Source organism: Ruegeria discodermiae, assembly GCF_030758345.1.
Taxonomy (GTDB): domain Bacteria; phylum Pseudomonadota; class Alphaproteobacteria; order Rhodobacterales; family Rhodobacteraceae; genus Ruegeria_C.
The window spans coordinates 901765-921244 of record NZ_JAVAMO010000001.1; the positions used below are offsets into that span (position 1 = coordinate 901765).

A 19480-nucleotide genomic window follows, 5' to 3' on the forward strand; every position below is an offset into this window, starting at 1 on the left:
CCGGCGCTATTTCTTCTCCAGCATGGTGTTGATCGAGCGCTCGGGCACCCCGTCGCGCACCCGCGAGAAATTCAGGTCCAGCCCGTCCTTGGTCAGGGTGCGGTCAAACTGCTGCATCTCATAGCCGCCCGCGTCGTCGATGAACAGGGAATAGACCGTCAGCGTATCCCCCCAGATGCGGCCCCAGACAAAGGGTTCGCCTTTCATCGGGTCAAGCTGCACCTCATGGCCAAAGACATTGCGTTTCATAGCGGCGGAAAAGACGTCACTGCGGTCTGTCGGGATGAAATCGATGGAAAAGGTCTGCTCCTTGACCCGGCCATCATGTTTGAAGGCGATGGTTTTCCAGCTCACGTTGAAACCATTGCTGGTTTCGGAAATCGAAACGCTCATATCTCGGGATTCCAGCGTCCCATCGCTGCGCAGCATTTCCGCCGATCCGGTAAAATCTCCGACAAAATCAGCAATATCCGCCGCAAGCGCGGGGCGTGCCAGCAGCATCAGCACGACAAGCATGAAACCCGTCAGGGACAGCATTCGGGATAGGGCAGATACACGCATGACGGTCCTCCGGTCGCTCACCTGTTCATCTTACCGCTCTGCGCGCCTTCGGCAATCGAAAGCAGGGTTATTTTGGCTTAATCTGCAGCCAACGCCACCTATACCTCGGATCGGGTTACAACTAAGGTGCGCGCGACTGACCCGTTGTTTTTGGCCTCCGGGCCGGGTACACGGCATGCAACGGCATACAATACGGAGTGACGAGATGTCTCAAACGCGCACCGAAACCGACAGCTTTGGCCCGCTAGAGGTTCCCGCGGATAAGTACTGGGGCGCGCAGACGCAGCGGTCGATCATGAACTTCCCCATCGGCTGGGAACAGCAGCCCGTGGCCATCGTGCGGGCGCTGGGTGTGATCAAACAGGCCTGCGCCATGGCCAACAAGGCCAGCGGCAAGCTGGACGCGACGCGCGGTGTTGCCATCATTCAGGCCGCCGGAGAAGTCATCGAGGGCAAGTTTGACGACAACTTCCCGCTGGTCGTCTGGCAGACCGGTTCGGGCACGCAATCGAACATGAATTCCAACGAGGTCATCGCCAACCGCGCTATCGAAATCCTTGGCGGCGTGATCGGGTCGAAAGACCCGGTGCACCCGAACGATCATTGCAATATGGGGCAAAGCTCGAACGATACCTTCCCCACAGCGATGCATATCGCCACCGCGATGAGCGTGCGCGACGTGCTGCTTCCGGGGTTGAATAAACTCGCCGAAGGCCTTGAAAAGAAATCGGAAGAATTCCGCGACATCATCAAGATCGGCCGCACCCATACGCAGGATGCCACACCGCTGACGCTGGGCCAGGAATTTGGCGGTTACGCCCATCAGATCCGTCAGGGCATCGCCCGGGTCGAGGCCGCCATGCCTGGTATCTATGAGCTGGCGCAGGGCGGCACCGCCGTGGGCACCGGGCTGAATACCCAGAAAGGCTGGGGTGAAACAGTTGCGGCCAACATGGCCAAGATCACCGGCCTGCCCTTCGTCACCGCCCCCAACAAGTTCGAGGCGCTCGCCGCCCATGACGCGATGGTTTTCCTGTCGGGCGCCTTGGCGACCATCGCTGGGTCCTGCTACAAGATCGCCAACGATATTCGCTTTCTGGGCTCCGGCCCGCGCTCGGGTCTGGGTGAGTTGATCCTGCCGGAGAACGAGCCGGGTTCCTCGATCATGCCCGGCAAGGTGAACCCCACCCAGGCCGAGGCGCTGACGCAGGTGGCCGCCCATGTGATGGGCAATGACGCGGCGATCAAATTCGCAGGGTCTCAGGGCCATTTCGAACTGAACGTCTATAACCCGATGATGTCCTATAACCTGCTCCAATCCATCCAGCTTCTGGGCGACGCCACCGACAGCTTCACCGAACGGATGCTGAACGGCATTCAGGCCAACGAGCCCCGCATCGATAAGCTGATGAAGGAAAGCCTGATGCTGGTGACTGCTCTGGCCCCCACCATCGGCTACGACAACGCTACCACGGTGGCCAAGACCGCGCATAAGAACGGCACAACCCTCAAGGAAGAGGCCATCGCGCTTGGCTTTGTTGATGAAGCCACCTTTGATGCCGTCGTCCGCCCCGAGCAGATGATCGGCCCGGAAGACTAAGGGCCCAAAGGCAAGACCCGATCACATCGGGTCTTGCCGGATCGATCTGCCAAACGCGGCAGATCGATAAAACTCTCGTGAGTTGCCCCAATGCTGACAGGATTCAGTATTCCTCACCATAATTTGGCGATAATTCCCTGTTAGCGTCCGCGAAACGACGAATTTGTGCAGTTTAAAGAGTACATGTGATGCCCGTTACGACCTATGAAGTCTATACGCCTACCGATCTTGTCTTTGCCGGAAACACCGTGGCCCTTGTTGGCGGATATACCGGCGACAATGATGTGATCCTGACCGTTGACGATGATGACAATGTCCTGAACGGCGACCGTTTCCGCAACGAAGACGGTAATGACACCAACCAGTTCGGCACGGCGGTGCTGGCCGATGGTTCCGTTATCGGTGGACCCGCTGTTACGGTCTATTCCGAACAACAATTCTCGCTGACCGCCCCGGGTCAGGATTCGATCACGCTCTATCAGATCGAGATTGATTCGAACCCTGCCTCGACCGCTGGCGCCGGTATACTTGTTGGCTATTTGCCATCGGTGCCGCTAGTGCCGGGCGTGACCTACACCTTCACCACCTCCAACACGGTGGCAAGCAATGCGCCCGAATATCCCACGATTGACGGCGCAATCTGTTTCACCAGCGACAGCATGATCGACACCGACGCCGGCCCCTGCCGCGCCGGCGCGTTGACCCCTGGCACGAAGGTCAGAACCCGCGACAACGGCTATCAGCCGCTGCGCTGGATTGCCCGCCGCAAACTGGACCGCCGCGACCTCGAACAGGCCCCGGCGCTGCGCCCGATCCTGTTCGAACCGCATGCGCTGGGTCCGTTGCAGCCCGAGCGCGCCATGCACCTGTCGCCCCAGCACCGCGTGCTGGTCGACACCGCTGCAAATGAGCTGCTCTTCGGGTCCGGGCCGGTGCTGGTTCCGGCCAAGGGTCTAACCAACGGCACCACAGTCCGCGTTGATGACGCGGTGGACGGGGTCGAATACATACACCTGATGTTCGACCAGCATGAGATTGTCTTTGCCGACGGGGTCGAGGCTGAAAGCTTCGTGCCCGGCGCATGGGCTCTGCAGGTTCTGCCGCCCGAGGCACGCGCCGAATTCGACGCGCTTTTCCCGCAATTCAGCACCGATGGCGTCCCTGGCAGCTACAACGCCTATCCCGCGATCAGCGTCCGCGAGGCGGCGCTGCTGAGCCAGCCCGCCGCCTGTACAGACAGCCCGGCCTCGCCTAGGCTCTGAATGACCCCTCAAGCCGAGAGTCGTGACATGGCCAAAGTGATCAACCTGCGCCGCGCCCGCAAAGCCGCCGAACGCTCGGCCAAGAAGACCCGCGCAGAGCATAACGCCGCGAAATTCGGCCGCAGCAAGGCGGAGAAAGAGCTTGCACGGGCTGAGCAGGACAAGGCCAGACGCGATCTGGACGGTCACGAGATCGAGGAATGAATCCGCGCCCCGTCAAGCGGTCACTGACCCTGCAGGGCCATCGCACTTCGGTCTCTCTGGAAGATGCGTTCTGGCAGGCATTTCGCGAGATAGCGCGTGAAAAGGACAAACCGATCAACGTCTTGGCCTCGGAAATTGATGCTGAAAGAGACCCCGATACCGGCCTCGCCTCGGCCATTCGCCTCTATATTCTGGCCTGGTATCGCGACCGGTGCTGAGCGGCGGGCGTCATCGCGCTTGACCGAATTAGGACAAATGACCTAATCTCTAGGACAATTGTCCCAGAGGTGTCACATGAGTCAGCCCCCGACCGATCAGATCACCGCCAAAGACCGTCTCTCCACCAAAGAGCGGATCGTCGCCATGGCGGACGAGATGTTCTATCACCATGGTTTCGCGCAAACCTCTTTTGCCGATATCGCTGCCCGTGTCGGCATTTCGCGCGGCAATTTCTATCATCATTTCAAGACCAAGGATGACATCCTGCGTGCGGTGATCGCCCTGCGCCTGACGCGCACCCAGGCGATGCTGGATGCGTGGGAAAGCCGCGCCGCCACGCCCCGCGCGCGCATTGAGCGTTTCATAGATATCCTGATCATGAACCGGGCCAAGATCAGCCGCCATGGCTGCCCCGTCGGCACGCTCTGCACCGAACTTACCAAGCTGGATCATAGCGCGCAGGGTGAGGCAAATGCGCTGTTCACCCTGTTTCGCAACTGGCTGCGCATCCAGTTTGAGGGGCTTGGCCGGATCGAGGAGGCCGACGCGCTGGCCCTGCACCTTCTGGCCCGCAGCCAGGGGGCAGCGACGATGGCCCAAGCCTTCGGAGAGGAACGTTTCCTCTACCGCGAGGTCGACCACATGTGCGAGTGGCTGGATCAGATTGCCGCGTGAACTCACCCAAACAGAGGATCATATGTTTATAATATTGCTGAGGTTTTCCGAAAACCGCGCCCAGGCTGGTGACCATATGGACGGACATCGTGACTGGTTGAAACAAGGTTTTGACGAAGGGGTGTTCCTGCTGGCAGGGTCGCTGAAACAGGATCAGGGCGGCGGGATATTGGCCCAGGCCGGATCGCGGGAGGAGATCGTCGCGCGCGTGCAGGCCGACCCCTTTGTCGTGGCGAATGTCGTGACCGCGGAAATCCTGGAGCTCGACCCGGCCCACGCCGATGACCGCCTGTCCTTCCTGATGAAGTGAGCCTAGCCGATGACCCAGACGATCCCGGGCCCCGATGGCCTGCAGCGCTGCAAATGGTGTCAGTCGGCGCCGGAATTCTTCGACTATCATGACAATGAATGGGGCTATCCGGTCGACAATGACCAGCGCCTCTTTGAGAAGATTTGCCTGGAGAGTTTCCAGTCCGGGCTGAGCTGGCGCACCATTCTGGCCAAGCGCGAGAACTTCCGGGCGGCTTTTGCCGGGTTCGATTTCAACGAGATGGCCAAGTTTGACGCGGGCGATGTTGAACGTCTGCTGGGCGACAAAGGCATCATACGTCATCGCGGCAAGATCGAGGCGGTGATCAACAATGCCGCACGGGCGCAGGAATTGGTGGCCGAAAAAGGATCAATCGCCGCCCATGTCTGGAGCTTTGAACCTGATCCGATCACCCTGCCCGAACCGCAAACCGCGTCGACCTCACCCGAGTCGCATGCCTTGTCGAAGGACCTGCGCAAGCGGGGCTGGAAATTCGTCGGCCCCACCACGGTCTATGCGTTCATGCAGGCGATGGGGTTGATCAACGACCACGCGACGGGCTGCGTGATGCGCGAAAAAGCCGCCTCGGAGCGGCAATCCTTCACAAAACCCACCTGAGGCGCACGAAAAAACCGCGCCCTCTAGGGCGCGGTCAAAACGGTTTGCGAACCCGTTAAAGCGTTTCCAGATGCCTTGCCCGGTCTCAGACCGAGGCGCGGTAAATCTTGTCGATATTGCTGCCCAGGGCCGCGTTGAATTCCGCGTCCGACATTTGTTTCGACAAGCCTTCGGCCAGCGCGCGCGAGAACGACGCGATCATGTTGTCATTCTGGTCCAGAAGGTCACAGGCCTCATCGGTTGAATACCCGCCCGACAGCGCCACCACGCGCAGCACACGTGGATGGGCGGCCACGTCGGCATAGAGGTTGGACTTGCTCGGCAGGGTCAGCTTGAGCATCACCTCCTGCCCTTCACCCAGCGTATCAAGGTTTTTCAGCAGTTCCGCCTTCAGAATATCCTCGGACTCGGCCTTGGTTTCGGAGTGGATATTCACCTCGGGCTCGATGATCGGAACCATGCCAGCTTCAAGCACGGTGCGCCCAACCTCGAATTGCTGTGCAACAATGGCTGCAATGCCATCGGCATTGGCCTCGTGGATCACCGAGCGTTCCTTGGTGCCGAACACGCCCAGCGGCGCCGCCTTTGCCAGCGTGTCGGCCAGGCCGGCGATCGGTTTCATCATCTGAACGCCGTTGGCCTGATCCTCAAGCCCCTTGTCGATCTTCAGAAACGGCACCACGCCGCGCTCGGACCACATATACTCGGCCACCTTGCGGCCATCGATCTCTTCGCCCAGCGTGCGCTCGAACAGGATCGCGCCGATCACTTTCTCGCTGGTGAAGTCATCGGCCAGAATGATCCGCGCGCGCATGCGCTGGATCTCGTCGAACATCTCTTCTTCGGAGTCGTATTCCGCCGCGTCCACGCCATAGAGCGCCAGCGCTTTCGGGGTCGATCCCCCACTCTGGTCCAGCGCGGCAATGAAACCGGCACCTTTTGTCATCTGTTCGCGCTGCGCTTGATTGGACATGTCACTTACCCGTCATCTTGATTCCACTTACAAATCGCATACCCGATGAACTGCGTCGATGGTAGGTTGTTAGCGTCGGACAACCCGCAACCAGATGCCATCTTTCGCCCGAACGGTCAGATGCGCAACCGGAACCGGGTCTTTGCCCGGCACAATCTCAAACCGGAAGCGCTGCAGCAGCACCGACAGGATCAACGGCCCCTCGACCATGGCAAAGCCCGCCCCGGTGCAGACACGCGGCCCGGCAGAGAACGGGATATAGGCCTCGCGTTTGCAGGTCTTGCCGTTCTCTGTGGCCCATCGGGCCGGATCGAACCCGTCGGGATTGTCCCAGAGTCGGTTTTGGCGATGCAGATGCCAGGGGCTGATCACCACCTGCGCGCCTTTGGGCACATCGCGGTCGCGGAATTGATGCGGGCAGTGCGCCTCGCGCACCATCATCGGCACCGGTGGATATAGCCGCAGCGCCTCGCGGAACACATCGCGGCTGATTTTCAACTGCGATACGGTGCTGAAATCGCTGTTGCCGTCCAGCGCCTGCGCCTCTTCGGCCACCCTCTCCTGCCAGTCGGGATAGAGCGCCAGCAGGTAGAGCGCCCAAGCCAGCGCCGAGGCGCTGGTTTCGTGACCGGCGAGGAAAAAGATCGCCACCTGATCCACCATCTCAGCCATGTCAAAGCGCGCGCCGGTCTGCGGGTCCGCTGTGGTCATGATCTTGGTGGCCAGATCGTCAGGCGCGCTGCCCGCCTCGATCGCGCGCATCCGCTCTGCCGTCAACGCGGTGATCAGCGCCCGGATGCGCGCCGCATTGCGCCGTGTGGCGCGCGAATGGAAGCGGGGCAGCCAGCGCGGCAAGGGCACGAAAGCCGCAAGGTTCAGGATCGGCTGCGCACGCTGATAGGCGCGGAAGCGGGTGAATACCTCTGCCGCGATGTCATGTTCGATGGGGATCGAGAACAGCGTGCGAAAGATCACATCTGCGGCTGCATGGCTGGTCACTTCTTCGATCTCGGTCACCTGCCCAGCCTGCGCCTCCAGCCGCTGCGCTGCGGCCTGTGCTGCAGCCAGCATCGCCGGGAAGGTGTCGCGCAGACGTCCACCCTCGAAGGCCGGATCGATGATCCGGCGCTGCCGTTTCCAGGTCTCGCCATTGGTCAGAAACACCGAATTGCCCAGAAGCGGGCGCAGCCCTTCGCCGATCCGGTCGGATTTCGGGAAATCCTCGGGGCTTTCTTTCAGGACCCTGTTCACCAGTTCGGGCTGATTGATCAGGAAAGAGCGGAAAAACGGCGTGCGGAACTCGGCCATCCACGCGCGATAAAGCCGCTCGGGTTGGGCCGACAGAATATCACGCCGGAACAGCCGCAGATAACGCAGGAGCGAGACCTTGTCGGGCCGTGCGGGGGGCTTGGGCGGGATCATGCGGCGTCCATCGAGGTGTATTTGGACACAGGTATATCGATGCGTGATTTTGACGGCGCGCGGGCGGCATAACGCTCGGCCAATGTCAGCGGCCCGGCAGTGATGCGGAAATAGTCGTAATCGCCGGGTTGATCAAAAGCGCAGAGATACTGGAAATGCAGCCGGAAGAAGCGCCAGCGCAACGCCCGCCAGCGCTCGGGGCTGAGCGTCTGGCTGAAGGCCGCCGAGAAGACCAGCGGCCAGCGCTTGCCCTCCGGGGCCACGCCGCTCACCGTCACTGGGTCACAGAGCGCAAAGGCGCAGCCATCACCGGGGGCCGAAACATCGACCCAAGCCAGCGCGTCACTGGTGCTGAGCGCGTTCAGATCCGCCCGCAGACGCTGCGCGCGCGGCAGGAAAGACACCATCGGCACCACCTGCCCCAGGGAAAGAAACCCCAGCGCCGGGCCATCCTCGGGCACATCCTCCACGCGGATCAGATCGGCCAGAACCGACACGCCCAGATGCGCGCCGGAGCTATGGCCGACCACCAGAACCTCATCCACATCCGTGAATAGCGCCGCGCGAATCGTCGCCCTGAATTCGGCCATCCGCGCCTCAAGCTCGGGTGTGTTGGCCCCGCGAAGCTGCGCCGAATAGGCATAATCATGCATCAGATAATAGGCAAAGAATCGGCTATCCCGCGCCCGAAACCAGCGCAGCAGGGCTATGCCCGCCGCCATACCACCAACCGCCCCCAGCAGCGCGACAATCCCGCCGGGCAGCAAGGTGGCCGCCCGATAGACCAGCCAGCCCAGCCCCACCGCCAGCAGCAATTGCCCCAGCAGCATCACCACCGGATAGAGCGCCGCAATCACCGGTCCCTTGCGCAATCGCATCAGCCGCCAGAGGGTGCCAGACCCGATATAGATCCACGCCGTGCGCAGCATCTGCAGATAGGTCGCCGGGATCGTGTTTGACATGCTGTCGCGCACAATATCGGACCAGACCATCACCTCGACCTCAGCCTCGATCTCTCGCCCGTCCTGTGTCGAGCTCAGATTCCACCCATAGGGGCCGGTCCCGGTCTTGCCCGTCAGCGCGATCTCATACCCCGAGATCGCGGCCTGCGCCGCACCTTCCTTACGATACAGCTCGCGATAGCGGCGCGGATGGATAGGGTCATAACCGGGGATGTAGAACACCCGGCGTCGAAAGGGTTTATCTGGCCGTTCACTGCTCATATCGGACCTCTTGCGGTCAGATTAGCGCAGCGCGCGGGCAAGAGTAAGGCCCTGAAAGGGCGCTTGCTTTTGTGGCTCAGCCCAGATTGGCCAGCGGCGGGAAGGCCTCAAGCAGCCAATAGGAGAAATCCGAGAACCCACCCGTCAGCATCAGCAGCCCGATGGTCCAGAGCAGCAGGCCCATCACCCGTTCAATCCGGTCCATATGGCGCTTCATCCAGCCCATGAGCCCTTTCAGGCGCGGCAGGAAGGCGGCCACCAGCAGGAACGGAATGCCCAGCCCCAGCGCATAAATCGCCAGCAGCATCGTGCCCCGTGTCAGCGAGGCCTCGGAGGCGGCCAGGGACAGGATCGCACCAAGCTGCGGCCCGATGCAGGGCGTCCAGCCAAAGGCGAAGGCCAGACCCAGCACATAGGCGCCAAAAGAGCTGCCACCACGATCGCCCACGTCGATGCGTGCCTCACGGTCCAGAAACCCGATCCGGTAAACACCTACGAAATGCGCGCCAAACACCATTACGATCAGACCCGCGATCAGGTTGAACGTCTCCTGATGTTGCAAAAACACCGTTCCGATGGCCGAGGCCGTGAAGCCCAGAAAGAGGAAGACGGTCGACAGCCCCAGCACAAAGAACAGCGCCGGCAGCATCACCTTGTTGCGCCCTTCGCTCTCTTCGCTCAGATCGGTGACCGACACGCCGCTCATATAGGCCAGATAGGGTGGCACGATGGGCAGCACGCAGGGCGACAGAAAGCTGATCACCCCCGCCATGAGGGCAATGGTCATCGCCGGAATCAGACTGGCGTCTATGATGGAAAACTCGAACATGCCCGTGACATAGGCGATCTGACCCGGAAGGTCACGATGCCATTGGGTCACATCCTTGTGGTGTCCATCCGGACACGGGCTTGTGGTGATCTTCTGGACACGGACCACACGGCGCAATAAGTGCGTCGCATGAGCGATGATACCGATACGCTGGATGCGCTGGGGCTGCTCTGCCCCCTGCCCGTCCTCAAGGCCCGCAAACGGCTTAAATCCCTGCCCGCAGGGGCCACATTAAGGATATTGGCAGACGATCCCGCCGCAGTGGTGGATGTGCCGCATTTCTGCGCGGAGGCCGGTCACGCGCTGATTTCGCAGAGCGATGAGCAGGGGCATCAGATTTACGTGATCCGCAAGGGCGGATGAAAAAAGGCGGGCCCTGAGACCCGCCTTTATCGATTCTACAACCGGTTGCGTCTTAGCTGCCCAGCGACCACCAACCACGCCGTTTCGGCTTGGCAGGTTTCGCCTCTGGCTCCGGCGTCTCAGCGACCGCTTCCAGCACCGGCTCGGGCGCAGCTTCAACCACAGGCTCGGGCGCCGGTTCGGCAGTTTCGGGTTCGCCAACCTCTTCTGCAACTTCAGCAGCGACGCTGGGCGTTTCCGGCTCCGCCGCGGCCTCTCCGGGCGCAGCGGCGATCTCGGGCTCTGAGACAGGCGCATCATCATCGGCCACCGGGGCCTCCTCGGCCGCCTCAGTCACAACCTCTGCGGCGGGTGCGTCATCGCTCTGTTCGACCGGTGCCTCGTCCTTCTTGGCCGCCCGTTTGCGGGTGCGGCGCTTGGGCTTCTCGACCACGGCATCAGGCGTTTCCGCCTCCACAGCAACCGCATCATCGCTGACAGGGGCATCACCAGCGGCCTCCGCCGCGTCAGTTTCGGCGCCGGCCTCTGGTGCCGCCTCCTGCACCTCGTCATCGGTCTTTTTCTTGCGGCTACGCGATCTGCGGGTCCGCTTCGGCTTGGCACTTTCCTCGCCCTCACCCGCGTCAGGAGCCGTCTCTGCCTCCGCTTCGGCGGGTTCACCCTCAGCAGGCTGGTCGTCGCTCGAGTCCGCGCTGGCCTCCTGCGCCTCGGTGCTCTCTGCGCCGTCGTCGGACCGGTTGCCTTTCCGCTTGCGCCGACGCCGACGTTTGCGCTTGGGCTTGGCTTCGCTTTCAGCATCGACCGCCTCGGCATCGGATTGCGCCTCAGCCTCGGTCGGCGCTTCCGCCTCATCCGCGTCGATCTGATCCATCAGCGAGGTGTCGACCGACACAACGGGTGCCGCCACTTCGGCCACGATACGCGTCGCCGTCTTGAACTTCTCGATCGAGAAATCGGGGCTGACCAGATGGGCATCCCCCTCAAGACGGACCGACAGACCATAGCGGGACTCGATCTGGGCAATATGCTCGCGCTTCTGGTTCATCAGAAAGTTGGCGATATTGACCGGACAACGCACCAGAACCTCGCGGGTACGGCGGCGCGTGCCCTCTTCCTCGATCTGGCGCAGGATGGCCAGCGCCATGTTGTCGTCGGAGCGGATCAGGCCGGTGCCGTGACAGGACGGGCACGGCTGCGTCGTCGCCTCGATCATACCGGGGCGCAGGCGCTGGCGGCTCATCTCCATCAGGCCAAAGCCCGAGATGCGACCCACCTGAATGCGCGCGCGGTCGGTCTTGAGCCGGTCCTTCATGCGTTTTTCAACGGCCGAGTTGTTCTTGCGCTCGTCCATGTCGATGAAGTCGATGACGATCAGACCGGCCAGATCGCGCAGACGTAGCTGGCGTGCCACCTCATCGGCGGCTTCAAGGTTGGTCTTGAGCGCGGTTTCCTCGATCGAAGCCTCTTTGGTGGCCCGGCCGGAGTTCACGTCGATCGCTACCAGCGCCTCGGTCACGCCGATCACGATGTAACCGCCGGATTTCAGCTGCACCACCGGGTTGAACATGCCCGCCAGATAGGTTTCCACCTGATAGCGCGCAAAAAGCGGCAAGGCATCCTCATACCGCTGCACGTTCTTGGCGTGGCTCGGCATGATCATCTTCATGAAGTCCTTGGCGGTGCGATAGCCCGCCTCGCCCTCGACCAGAACCTCATCGATATCGCGATTATAGAGGTCGCGGATCGAGCGTTTGACCAGATCGCCCTCTTCATAGATCTTGGCGGGCGCGATGGATTTCAACGTCAGCTCGCGGATCTGCTCCCAGAGCCGCTGCAGATATTCATAGTCGCGCTTGATCTCGGCCTTGGTGCGTTTTGCACCTGCGGTGCGCACGATCAGACCGGCGCCGGACGGCACATCAATTTCGGCGGCGATATCCTTGAGTTTCTTGCGATCCGTGGCGTTGGTGATCTTGCGGCTGATGCCGCCGCCACGAGCGGTATTGGGCATCAAGACGCAGTAGCGACCCGCCAGCGACAGATAGGTTGTCAGCGCCGCACCCTTGTTGCCACGCTCTTCCTTGACCACCTGCACCAGCATGACCTGACGCACCTTGACCACTTCCTGGATCTTGTAGCGGCGCGGGCGCGGTTTGCGCGGCGGGCGAATATCCTCGCTGTCATCGTCATCAGCGACGGATTCGATGCTCTCGTCTTTCTTGGACGCGTCGGAGCCTTTTGCCTTTGGCGTGTCGTCAGCCTCATCGTCGGCATCATCCGTATCCTCAGACGCATCATCGGCGGCTGCCTCGGGCGCGGCCTCCGGTGTTTCATCTACCGGAGTTTCATCCGCTGGGTTTTCGCCCTCAGAAACATCCGCTTCCGCTGCTGCTTCTTCTACCTCAGCAGTCTCTTCCGTTGCGATTTCGGCCTCTGCCGCTTCAGCAGCGTCGGCGCCGTCATCCTCGGCCTCCGGTTCAGGCTCGGCAACCGGCGTTTCCGCAACCGTCTCCATCGGAGAGCTGCCTTCGGGAACGATATCGGCGTCCGTCTCGGTCTCGTCGCTCAGATCGATGGTTTCCATCCCGTCGATCTCGACCTCCTTGGTCTCGACGGCATCCTCGCTCACAACGTCCTCGGCCTTGGTTTTTGAGCGCGAGCGGCGGCGCGGTTTCGACGATTTCGCCACTTCGGCCTCGTCGCGGGCGCGCAGCGCCTCGGCATAGGCGCGCTCTTCCTCCATCAGCGCCTCACGGTCAGCGACGGGGATCTGGTAATAGTCAGGATGAATTTCAGAGAACGCCAGAAAGCCATGGCGATTGCCGCCATAATCCACAAAGGCGGCCTGCAGCGAGGGTTCGACCCGCGTTACCTTGGCGAGATAGATATTGCCGGCAAGCTGCCGGCGGCTTTCGGCCTCGAAATCAAATTCCTCGACCTTGTTTCCGTCAACCACCACGACGCGGGTCTCTTCCGCGTGGGTGGCATCGATAAGCATTTTCTTTCCCATGTTTCCTTGGTGCACCGCGCCAATGGCACGCGTCGCCTGAGACCAGGCGGTCCGGCATGTCTGGGGGGGTGTCTTGTCAGGGCGATTTCAGACGCAGCGCGGCAGGGTCCGGCCAACTGGCCCCCTGCCCGATTTCTCAATCCTTGCGCGCGCGTCATCGCGGTTCTTCTCCGACAGACGCGGGTGTTCCGCCGCCTGCCCACTTATTTCCTTTCTTCCAACGCATCGGAAGAAGGCACTCCACTGCCCCTCATGCGGGGCAATTATCTATCTGCAATGTCCTGCGGGTATCTCGTCCAACCTGGACAAAGCAGCGAATCTCTAAACGGGGTTTAAGGACCAAAATTGGGGTCCGACCCGTTCGGTTAGCATAAAGGCAGTCCTGCGGAAAAGACAATGGGCAAACGTGGCACGCCTGGGTCAATGCTGCTCAGAGGCCGATTTTGCACCGTCATCTCGCGCCCGTATATGAAAATCCAAGATCATCGCCCGATGATCCGAGACGATGGGTACAGCAGGCAGATCAAAGCGCGCGACGCCAATTTCCGCCCCGACCAGGGTATAGTCGGCAAACCGTTGCGCCTTCTCATAAAGGCGCGTTCTGGTGTCAGTATGTCCATTGGCCATGACCAAGTCGGTCAGACCAAGACCGGACAAATCCGCAAAGAACGGATTGTCGGGCAACAAGTTGAAATCTCCGGCCAGAATCATTCGATCTATCGGCTGAAAGACCGAGAGCGCAGAAACCACGGCCTGCGTCTGCGCCGCACGGGCTGGTGTTTGGCCCTTGCCGGACGGGTCGCGCAGACCGTGAAAATGCCCAAAGACAAAGCTGTCGCCAGCCTCGGGGGGCGTAACGCGCGCCATTTGTATGGCACGCGGCACCGGTTCCGCGCCCCATCCCTTCGGCCTGTATTGGCCATGAATGAAGCCTTGCCGCAGTTCCGTGACAGCCAGACGCCGGTGCACCCAGATGGCAATCCCGTGTTCGGACTGAACCTCTCGCCGCTGGTCATCCCATAAAGGACCGCGCGCGGCGGCGGCGAAATAGCCAATATGATCCGGCAGCAGTGCTGAGATATCCCGGAACAGGTCCGCGCGCTGATCCAAGCGGCGATAGGCATCCTCGTAGATCAGCCAATCGGAGCCGGGCACTGGCGCGCGTGTTACTTCCTGCAGGCAGAGAATATCCGCGCCGACCTCAGGCACCCAGCCCGCCATGGCATCCCAGAGCTTACCGCCCCAAGCGTTGAGCGAGACAAAACGCAAGATCCTAGAGGTAATCCGACCGCTGCAGGCCGTATTTGGCCATCTTTTCGTTCAGCGTCCGGCGCGGCAGGCACAGCTCGTCCATGACGGATGCGATCGAGCCCTTGTGGCGGCGCATGGTGTTGTCGATCAGCATCCGTTCGAACGCTTCGACATACTCCTTGAGCGGCTTGCCCTCGGTGGTCATCACCGGCTGCATCTCTTCGTGATCCGACATCAGCAGGGATGCGATCGTGCCCGAGCCGCGCCGCGCCTGCAGCACCGCGCGTTCGGCGATATTGATCAGTTGACGCACATTGCCCGGCCAGGGTGCCTGCAGCAGCTGCGCGGCCTCCTGCGCGCTGACTTGCGGCGCGTCGCAGCCATATTCCTCTGCAAACTGTTCGCTAAGACGCGTGAACAGCGTTAGGATATCCTCGCCGCGCTGGCGCAGCGGTGGCATGGTGATGCGCAAGGCGGCCAGCCGGTAGAACAGGTCGGGCCGCAGCGCGTCCTCGCAGGTCTTGCCCGCCTCTTGCAGGTTCGAGATCGCCACGATCCGGGTCTCGGCGGGCGTGCCCTGCTGGTTCATCACGCTCAGAAGCTTGGCCTGCAACGTGTCGCTCAGCGCTTCGATATCCTCCAGCACCAGCGTGCCGCCCCGCGCCTCTTCGATGGCGGGCAGTTCAGCATCCTCGGGGTTCATCGGACCAAAGAGCCGCTTGGCCAGCGCCTCTTCCTCAAGTGCGGCGCAGGAGATCAGCACGAACTTCTTGCCCGCCCGACTGCCCACCGCATGCAGCGCATGGGCCGCCAGCGTCTTACCGGTGCCGGTTTCGCCATCGATCAGCACGTGACCGTCGGCCTGGCCCAGATCGAGAATATCCTCGCGCAACCGCTCCATCACCGGGCTGGCGCCGATCAGCTTCTTCATCAGTTGGGAGCCATCGCTCAACTCGCGCCGCAGCGCCCGGTTGTCCAGCGTCAGGCGGCGGTTCACCGTGGCGCGTTTGGCCAGTTCCGACATCCGGTCCGGGTTGAATGGCTTTTCGAGGAAATCGAACGCCCCTACCCGCATTGCCTCGACCGCCATGGGCACATCGCCATGGCCGGTGATCATGATCACCGGCAGCGTGCTGTCCGATCCCATCAGCTTCTTCAGGAACTGCATCCCGTCCATGCCGGGCATCCGGATGTCAGAGATCACGATACCGGGATATTCCGGCCCCAAAACCTTGAGCGCATCCTCGGCGCTGGCAAATGTTTCGGTGTCATAACCGGACAGAGCCAGCCACTGGCTGATCGACTGCCGCATGTCCTGTTCGTCATCCACAATCGCAATTTTCATGGCCTGTGCCATTGATGTACCTCTTACTCTGCGGCCTCTATGCCGTCTTCCAGTATGGGCAGGCGCATTTCGAACACCGCGCCCCCGTGTTGTCCGTTGCGCGCCGTCAGACGCCCGCCATGGTCGTTGACGATCCCCGACGAGATGGCAAGCCCCAGCCCGACACCATCCCCCGGCCGCTTGGTGGTGTAGAACGGCTCGAACAGCGCATCGAAATCCTCGATCCCGTCGCCATTGTCGCGCACCGTCAGGATCGCGGTTTCGCCCGCCGCGAGGATAATCTCGACCTCGGGATCCGCCACCGTTTTGGTGGCATCCAGCGCATTTCTGAGCAAGTTTACCATAACCTGTTCAATTCGCATACGATCCCCCATCACAAGGACCGGAGTGTCGGGCAGAATTTGGGTGATCTTAACCTGCCGATGGCGCAGCTGCGGCTCCATCATCGCCAGCGACGCGGCCAGCGCATCGCCCATATTTACGGGCGAAAACGCATCCGCGCCTTTACGTGCATAAGATTTCAGCTGCCGCGTGATCGCGCCCATCCGCTCGATCAGATCGTCGATCCGCCCGAAAGACGACAGCGCCTCCTCCGGACGGTTGCGGCGCAGCAGAAGCCGCGCACCGGCCAGATAGGTTTTCATCGCCGCCAGCGGTTGGTTCAACTCGTGGCTCACCGCCGCCGACATCTCGCCCAAAGCCGCCAGTTTCGAGCTTTGCTCCAGCGTCTGTTCGGCCACGGCAAGCGTTTCCTGCACCCGCTGACGCTCAGCAATTTCCCGCTGTAGCCTGCTGTTCAATGCGCGAAGCTCTGCCGACTCGCGCTGGAACAGCGCCATGCGCAACGCGGTTTTCCGGCTCAGCCCATAGAAGACCAGCGCCAGCAGAATCGCGAATCCCATGATTTCCAACGCCAAAACACCGTTCACACGTTCGCGGACCGAGGCGTATGTGGTGAAGGATGTCATCTGCCAGCCGCGGAACGGGATGCGGTTTTCCATCCGGATCACCGCCTCGCCCTGCAGATAGGCATCGGCGGGCAATGCGGTCCAACCGGCGGTGGCGCGGATGGCGCGTTCGATCGCCCCTTGCGGGGTCTGGCGCTGCAGCGCCTCTTCCTCGTTCAGCCCGCGCCAGCGCGGCTCGGTTGACAGGATGATCGTGCCGGTGCTGTCAGTCACCAGAACCGCATCTGATATCCCCGCCCAGGCGCGCTCGAATTTCTGCAGATCGACCTCGACCACGATGACGCCCAGCAGCTCGCCATTGGCTTCGATCTTACGCGAATAGCTGAAACTGTACCCGCCAGACTCGCGCCGGATGACCGTGAAGATGGTGGCGTTGGAACGGATCGCCTCAATAAAATTAGGGGCTGTTCGGTGTTGTTCACCGATCCGGTTGCGGTCAGTTGCGGCCACCGCGCGCCCGTCCTGATCCAGCAGCATCAGCGAGGCCGCGCCGATTTCCTCGACAAATGAGATCAGCCGCTGGGTCGACAGCGAAAAGTCATTCGATTGCAGCGCTGAGATCAGCGTCGGATCGCGCGCAAGCAATTGCGGCACAATCGCGTTACGGCGAAGCTCGCTCAGCAGGTTGCCAGAATAGAGCGCCAGCCGCAGCTCGGCACGATTGCGCGTGCTCTGGGTAAAGCGGTCGGTAAGCAGCCGGTTGGTTACCCAGACCGTGGCCGCCACCGCAACCAGCAGCACCAGCAAAATACCGCGAACCCGCCAGGACACCGCCCCCGAGTCAGACACCGCCGGGGCAGAGTCCCGCGCATTGGAAATGTCACCATTCATGAGGCAACGCTACTTGGGCGCGGAGTTCTGCTCAAGTCATGCTGGCGTGAGCACACCCGCCAATGCGCGGAAGAGCGCCACCCCGTCCGTGCCGCCATGGCCTTCATCAGCGGCGCGCTCGGGATGGGGCATCATCCCCAACACCCTGCGGTTCTCCGACAGGATCCCCGCAATATCGGCCACCGAGCCGTTGGGGTTCTGGTCATAGGTAAAGGCCACGCGATCCTGATCGTGCAGCATCGCCACGGTGTCGTCATCGGCGAAATAATTGCCGTCGTGATGGGCAATCGGGATGCCGATCACGTCGCCTGCGTTATAGCCTTCGGTGAAGGCGCTGTCGCTGGTGGCAACTTTCAGCCCAACGGTCTTGCAGATATATTTCAGCCCCGCGTTGCGCAACAATGCGCCGGGCAGAATGCCGGTCTCGGTCAGAATCTGGAAGCCGTTGCAGATGCCCATCGCATAGCCGCCGCGCTCGGTATGCGCCTTAACCGCGCGCACGATGGGCGACTGTGCCGCAATCGCGCCACAGCGCAGATAGTCACCATAAGAAAAGCCACCGGGCACGCCGACGATATCGACGCCCTCGGGCAGGTCCGCATCCTTGTGCCAGACCATGGCAACATCAAACCCCGCGCGCTCGAACGCTACCGCCAGATCGCGGTCGCAATTGGAGCCAGGAAAGACAATGACCGCCGCCTTCATCCCTGCATCTCGATGCTGTAGGATTCGATCACGGTGTTGGCCAGCAGCTTTTCGCACATGGCGGTGACATCCGCCTCGCTGGCGCCCTCGGCCAGTTGCAGATCGATCACCTTGCCCTGGCGCACGCCCTCGACCTTGTCGAAGCCCATCGCGCCAAGCGCGTGGCGCACCGCCTCGCCCTGCGGATCGAGAACCCCGTTCTTGAGCATCACATGCACCCGTGCCTTCATCTGTCGCAACTCCCAGCGCGGCCCGGACTGTCCGAGGCCCTTGTTCCGTTGCGCGTCGCAATAGCGCGCCTGCCGGATTTGAACAACCCTTCCCGCACAGTGATCTCAACTGCCAGCCGCACCGGACATCAGTTGCGGGTAATGCGCGTCGATGGACGAGAATATGCCGGTCAGCACCATCTCGACCGAGATGGCGACCAGAATGATTGCCATGATCCGGGTGATCACGCTGATCATCGTCTTTCCCAGAAGGTTCGAGATCTGATCGGCGAAGATCAGCCCCACCCCCACAATCGCGCAGGCGATCAGCGCGGCCGACCCAAGCGTCACAACCTCGGCTCCGTCCGACAACTGATGAGAGAACACGATCGTCGTGGTGATCATGCCCGGCCCGATGGTCAGTGGAATAGCTAGTGGCACCACTGCAAAGTTCATCTTGCGTTCATGCCCGTCCGCAGCAGCGGTCTGATCGCCTTTCGCCCGGTCTTCGGCATTGAGCATCGACATTCCGATCCCAAAGATGATGATCCCGCCGGCGACCCGGAACGAGGGTACATCAATGCCGAAAATCGCGAGTATCTCTTCACCCGTCACCACAGCAATCATTGCGATGATGGTGATCGCAATGGTCACAATGATCGCAACACGAAGCCGCTCGGCCTTCGTACAGCCCGATGTCATGCTCAGAAAGATCGGGATGTTGAACAACGGGTTGAAGATCGCCAGCGCCGCGCCGAGAAATTTCAGAAACACCGCCTGATCAAAAAGCTCCGCCATTGTTCCCTGCCCTTCGCGCCGCCCCGCTGCGCCTATGAGAACAATAGTTCAGGACAAAAATAAAGGCCGCTCTGGAACGATCCGGAGCGGCCATATTTCTATAA

At 61.4% G+C, this 19480-nt stretch carries 20 protein-coding genes; 8 read left to right on the forward strand and 12 right to left on the reverse strand.

Going from position 1 to position 19480, the window contains the following annotated elements; genetic code table 11:
* Positions 1 to 6 precede the first annotated feature (6 nt).
* Positions 7 to 561: a hypothetical protein gene (locus Q5Y75_RS04480; RefSeq protein WP_306194725.1), complete on the reverse strand. Its 555-nt coding sequence runs from the start codon at positions 559 to 561 to the stop codon at positions 7 to 9.
* 205 nt (positions 562 to 766) lie between these two features.
* On the opposite strand from Q5Y75_RS04480, the gene fumC reads away from it, so the two are divergent.
* From fumC to Q5Y75_RS04515, 7 genes are all read left to right on the forward strand, one after another.
* Complete coding sequence (gene fumC, locus Q5Y75_RS04485) at positions 767 to 2161, forward strand: class II fumarate hydratase (protein ID WP_306194728.1); 1395 nt, start codon at positions 767 to 769, stop codon at positions 2159 to 2161.
* Between the two features lie 188 nt (positions 2162 to 2349).
* Positions 2350 to 3423 (forward strand): Hint domain-containing protein, encoded by a 1074-nt coding sequence (locus Q5Y75_RS04490; RefSeq protein WP_306194730.1) that lies wholly within the window; start codon positions 2350 to 2352, stop codon positions 3421 to 3423.
* Positions 3424 to 3450: 27 nt separating this feature from the next.
* A complete protein-coding gene (locus tag Q5Y75_RS04495; RefSeq protein WP_306194732.1) occupies positions 3451 to 3627 on the forward strand; it encodes a DUF4169 family protein in 177 nt (58 codons plus the stop codon).
* Positions 3624 to 3845, forward strand: a complete 222-nt coding sequence (locus tag Q5Y75_RS04500; RefSeq protein WP_306194735.1) for a ribbon-helix-helix domain-containing protein — start codon at positions 3624 to 3626, stop codon at positions 3843 to 3845. The genes Q5Y75_RS04495 and Q5Y75_RS04500 overlap by 4 nt, the downstream gene beginning before the upstream one ends.
* A 76-nt stretch (positions 3846 to 3921) precedes the next feature.
* Positions 3922 to 4521, forward strand: a complete 600-nt coding sequence (locus Q5Y75_RS04505; RefSeq protein ID WP_306194737.1) for a TetR/AcrR family transcriptional regulator — start codon at positions 3922 to 3924, stop codon at positions 4519 to 4521.
* Positions 4522 to 4543: 22 nt separating this feature from the next.
* Entirely contained in the window at positions 4544 to 4831 is a 288-nt protein-coding gene (locus Q5Y75_RS04510; protein WP_306194739.1) for a YciI family protein, read from the forward strand.
* A 9-nt stretch (positions 4832 to 4840) separates the two neighbouring features.
* Positions 4841 to 5449 carry a DNA-3-methyladenine glycosylase I gene (locus Q5Y75_RS04515; RefSeq protein ID WP_306194741.1) on the forward strand — a complete coding sequence of 203 codons (609 nt, stop codon included), beginning with the start codon at positions 4841 to 4843 and terminating at the stop codon, positions 5447 to 5449.
* An 85-nt stretch (positions 5450 to 5534) separates the two neighbouring features.
* Here Q5Y75_RS04515 and Q5Y75_RS04520 read toward each other — a convergent pair whose 3' ends face one another.
* From Q5Y75_RS04520 to Q5Y75_RS04535, 4 genes are all read right to left on the reverse strand, one after another.
* Positions 5535 to 6422 (reverse strand): fructose bisphosphate aldolase, encoded by an 888-nt coding sequence (locus Q5Y75_RS04520; protein WP_306194742.1) that lies wholly within the window; start codon positions 6420 to 6422, stop codon positions 5535 to 5537.
* Positions 6423 to 6491: 69 nt separating this feature from the next.
* Positions 6492 to 7844, reverse strand: a complete 1353-nt coding sequence (locus Q5Y75_RS04525) for a cytochrome P450 (RefSeq protein ID WP_306194744.1) — start codon at positions 7842 to 7844, stop codon at positions 6492 to 6494.
* The gene (locus tag Q5Y75_RS04530) at positions 7841 to 9067 is read right to left on the reverse strand and encodes a hypothetical protein (protein ID WP_306194746.1); all 1227 of its coding nucleotides are present in this window, start codon (positions 9065 to 9067) and stop codon (positions 7841 to 7843) included. Before Q5Y75_RS04530 ends, Q5Y75_RS04525 begins: the two co-directional genes overlap by 4 nt.
* Positions 9068 to 9143: 76 nt before the next feature.
* Entirely contained in the window at positions 9144 to 9896 is a 753-nt protein-coding gene (locus Q5Y75_RS04535; RefSeq protein WP_306195696.1) for a cytochrome c biogenesis CcdA family protein, read from the reverse strand.
* A gap of 129 nt (positions 9897 to 10025) precedes the next feature.
* On the opposite strand from Q5Y75_RS04535, the gene Q5Y75_RS04540 reads away from it, so the two are divergent.
* Positions 10026 to 10259: a sulfurtransferase TusA family protein gene (locus Q5Y75_RS04540; protein ID WP_306194747.1), complete on the forward strand. Its 234-nt coding sequence runs from the start codon at positions 10026 to 10028 to the stop codon at positions 10257 to 10259.
* Between the two features lie 52 nt (positions 10260 to 10311).
* Here Q5Y75_RS04540 and Q5Y75_RS04545 read toward each other — a convergent pair whose 3' ends face one another.
* The 7 genes from Q5Y75_RS04545 to Q5Y75_RS04575 all read right to left on the reverse strand — a co-directional run bounded on the left by Q5Y75_RS04545 (position 10312) and on the right by Q5Y75_RS04575 (position 19376).
* Positions 10312 to 13269 carry an Rne/Rng family ribonuclease gene (locus Q5Y75_RS04545; RefSeq protein ID WP_306194748.1) on the reverse strand — a complete coding sequence of 986 codons (2958 nt, stop codon included), beginning with the start codon at positions 13267 to 13269 and terminating at the stop codon, positions 10312 to 10314.
* Between the two features lie 420 nt (positions 13270 to 13689).
* Positions 13690 to 14538: an endonuclease/exonuclease/phosphatase family protein gene (locus tag Q5Y75_RS04550; protein ID WP_306194750.1), complete on the reverse strand. Its 849-nt coding sequence runs from the start codon at positions 14536 to 14538 to the stop codon at positions 13690 to 13692.
* A 4-nt stretch (positions 14539 to 14542) separates the two neighbouring features.
* Positions 14543 to 15877, reverse strand: coding sequence for a sigma-54-dependent transcriptional regulator (locus Q5Y75_RS04555; RefSeq protein WP_306194752.1), 1335 nt, complete (start codon positions 15875 to 15877; stop codon positions 14543 to 14545).
* An 11-nt stretch (positions 15878 to 15888) separates the two neighbouring features.
* Entirely contained in the window at positions 15889 to 17664 is a 1776-nt protein-coding gene (locus Q5Y75_RS04560) for a sensor histidine kinase (RefSeq protein ID WP_306194753.1), read from the reverse strand.
* A 36-nt stretch (positions 17665 to 17700) separates the two neighbouring features.
* The gene (gene purQ / locus Q5Y75_RS04565) at positions 17701 to 18369 is read right to left on the reverse strand and encodes a phosphoribosylformylglycinamidine synthase subunit PurQ (RefSeq protein WP_306194754.1); all 669 of its coding nucleotides are present in this window, start codon (positions 18367 to 18369) and stop codon (positions 17701 to 17703) included.
* Positions 18366 to 18599 carry a phosphoribosylformylglycinamidine synthase subunit PurS gene (gene purS / locus Q5Y75_RS04570; RefSeq protein ID WP_306194755.1) on the reverse strand — a complete coding sequence of 78 codons (234 nt, stop codon included), beginning with the start codon at positions 18597 to 18599 and terminating at the stop codon, positions 18366 to 18368. The genes purQ and purS overlap by 4 nt, the downstream gene beginning before the upstream one ends.
* A gap of 105 nt (positions 18600 to 18704) precedes the next feature.
* Positions 18705 to 19376, reverse strand: a complete 672-nt coding sequence (locus Q5Y75_RS04575) for a MarC family protein (RefSeq protein WP_306194757.1) — start codon at positions 19374 to 19376, stop codon at positions 18705 to 18707.
* Positions 19377 to 19480 lie beyond the last annotated feature (104 nt).

Coding starts and splice junctions, on each gene's coding strand:
- Q5Y75_RS04480 (WP_306194725.1), bottom strand. CDS start 561: ATGCGTGTATCTGCCCTATCCCGAATGCTGTCCCTGACGGGTTTCATG.
- fumC (WP_306194728.1), top strand. CDS start 767: ATGTCTCAAACGCGCACCGAAACCGACAGCTTTGGCCCGCTAGAGGTT.
- Q5Y75_RS04490 (WP_306194730.1), top strand. CDS start 2,350: ATGCCCGTTACGACCTATGAAGTCTATACGCCTACCGATCTTGTCTTT.
- Q5Y75_RS04495 (WP_306194732.1), top strand. CDS start 3,451: ATGGCCAAAGTGATCAACCTGCGCCGCGCCCGCAAAGCCGCCGAACGC.
- Q5Y75_RS04500 (WP_306194735.1), top strand. CDS start 3,624: ATGAATCCGCGCCCCGTCAAGCGGTCACTGACCCTGCAGGGCCATCGC.
- Q5Y75_RS04505 (WP_306194737.1), top strand. CDS start 3,922: ATGAGTCAGCCCCCGACCGATCAGATCACCGCCAAAGACCGTCTCTCC.
- Q5Y75_RS04510 (WP_306194739.1), top strand. CDS start 4,544: ATGTTTATAATATTGCTGAGGTTTTCCGAAAACCGCGCCCAGGCTGGT.
- Q5Y75_RS04515 (WP_306194741.1), top strand. CDS start 4,841: ATGACCCAGACGATCCCGGGCCCCGATGGCCTGCAGCGCTGCAAATGG.
- Q5Y75_RS04520 (WP_306194742.1), bottom strand. CDS start 6,422: ATGTCCAATCAAGCGCAGCGCGAACAGATGACAAAAGGTGCCGGTTTC.
- Q5Y75_RS04525 (WP_306194744.1), bottom strand. CDS start 7,844: ATGATCCCGCCCAAGCCCCCCGCACGGCCCGACAAGGTCTCGCTCCTG.
- Q5Y75_RS04530 (WP_306194746.1), bottom strand. CDS start 9,067: ATGAGCAGTGAACGGCCAGATAAACCCTTTCGACGCCGGGTGTTCTAC.
- Q5Y75_RS04535 (WP_306195696.1), bottom strand. CDS start 9,896: ATGTTCGAGTTTTCCATCATAGACGCCAGTCTGATTCCGGCGATGACC.
- Q5Y75_RS04540 (WP_306194747.1), top strand. CDS start 10,026: ATGAGCGATGATACCGATACGCTGGATGCGCTGGGGCTGCTCTGCCCC.
- Q5Y75_RS04545 (WP_306194748.1), bottom strand. CDS start 13,269: ATGGGAAAGAAAATGCTTATCGATGCCACCCACGCGGAAGAGACCCGC.
- Q5Y75_RS04555 (WP_306194752.1), bottom strand. CDS start 15,877: ATGGCACAGGCCATGAAAATTGCGATTGTGGATGACGAACAGGACATG.
- Q5Y75_RS04560 (WP_306194753.1), bottom strand. CDS start 17,664: ATGAATGGTGACATTTCCAATGCGCGGGACTCTGCCCCGGCGGTGTCT.
- purQ (WP_306194754.1), bottom strand. CDS start 18,369: ATGAAGGCGGCGGTCATTGTCTTTCCTGGCTCCAATTGCGACCGCGAT.
- purS (WP_306194755.1), bottom strand. CDS start 18,599: ATGAAGGCACGGGTGCATGTGATGCTCAAGAACGGGGTTCTCGATCCG.
- Q5Y75_RS04575 (WP_306194757.1), bottom strand. CDS start 19,376: ATGGCGGAGCTTTTTGATCAGGCGGTGTTTCTGAAATTTCTCGGCGCG.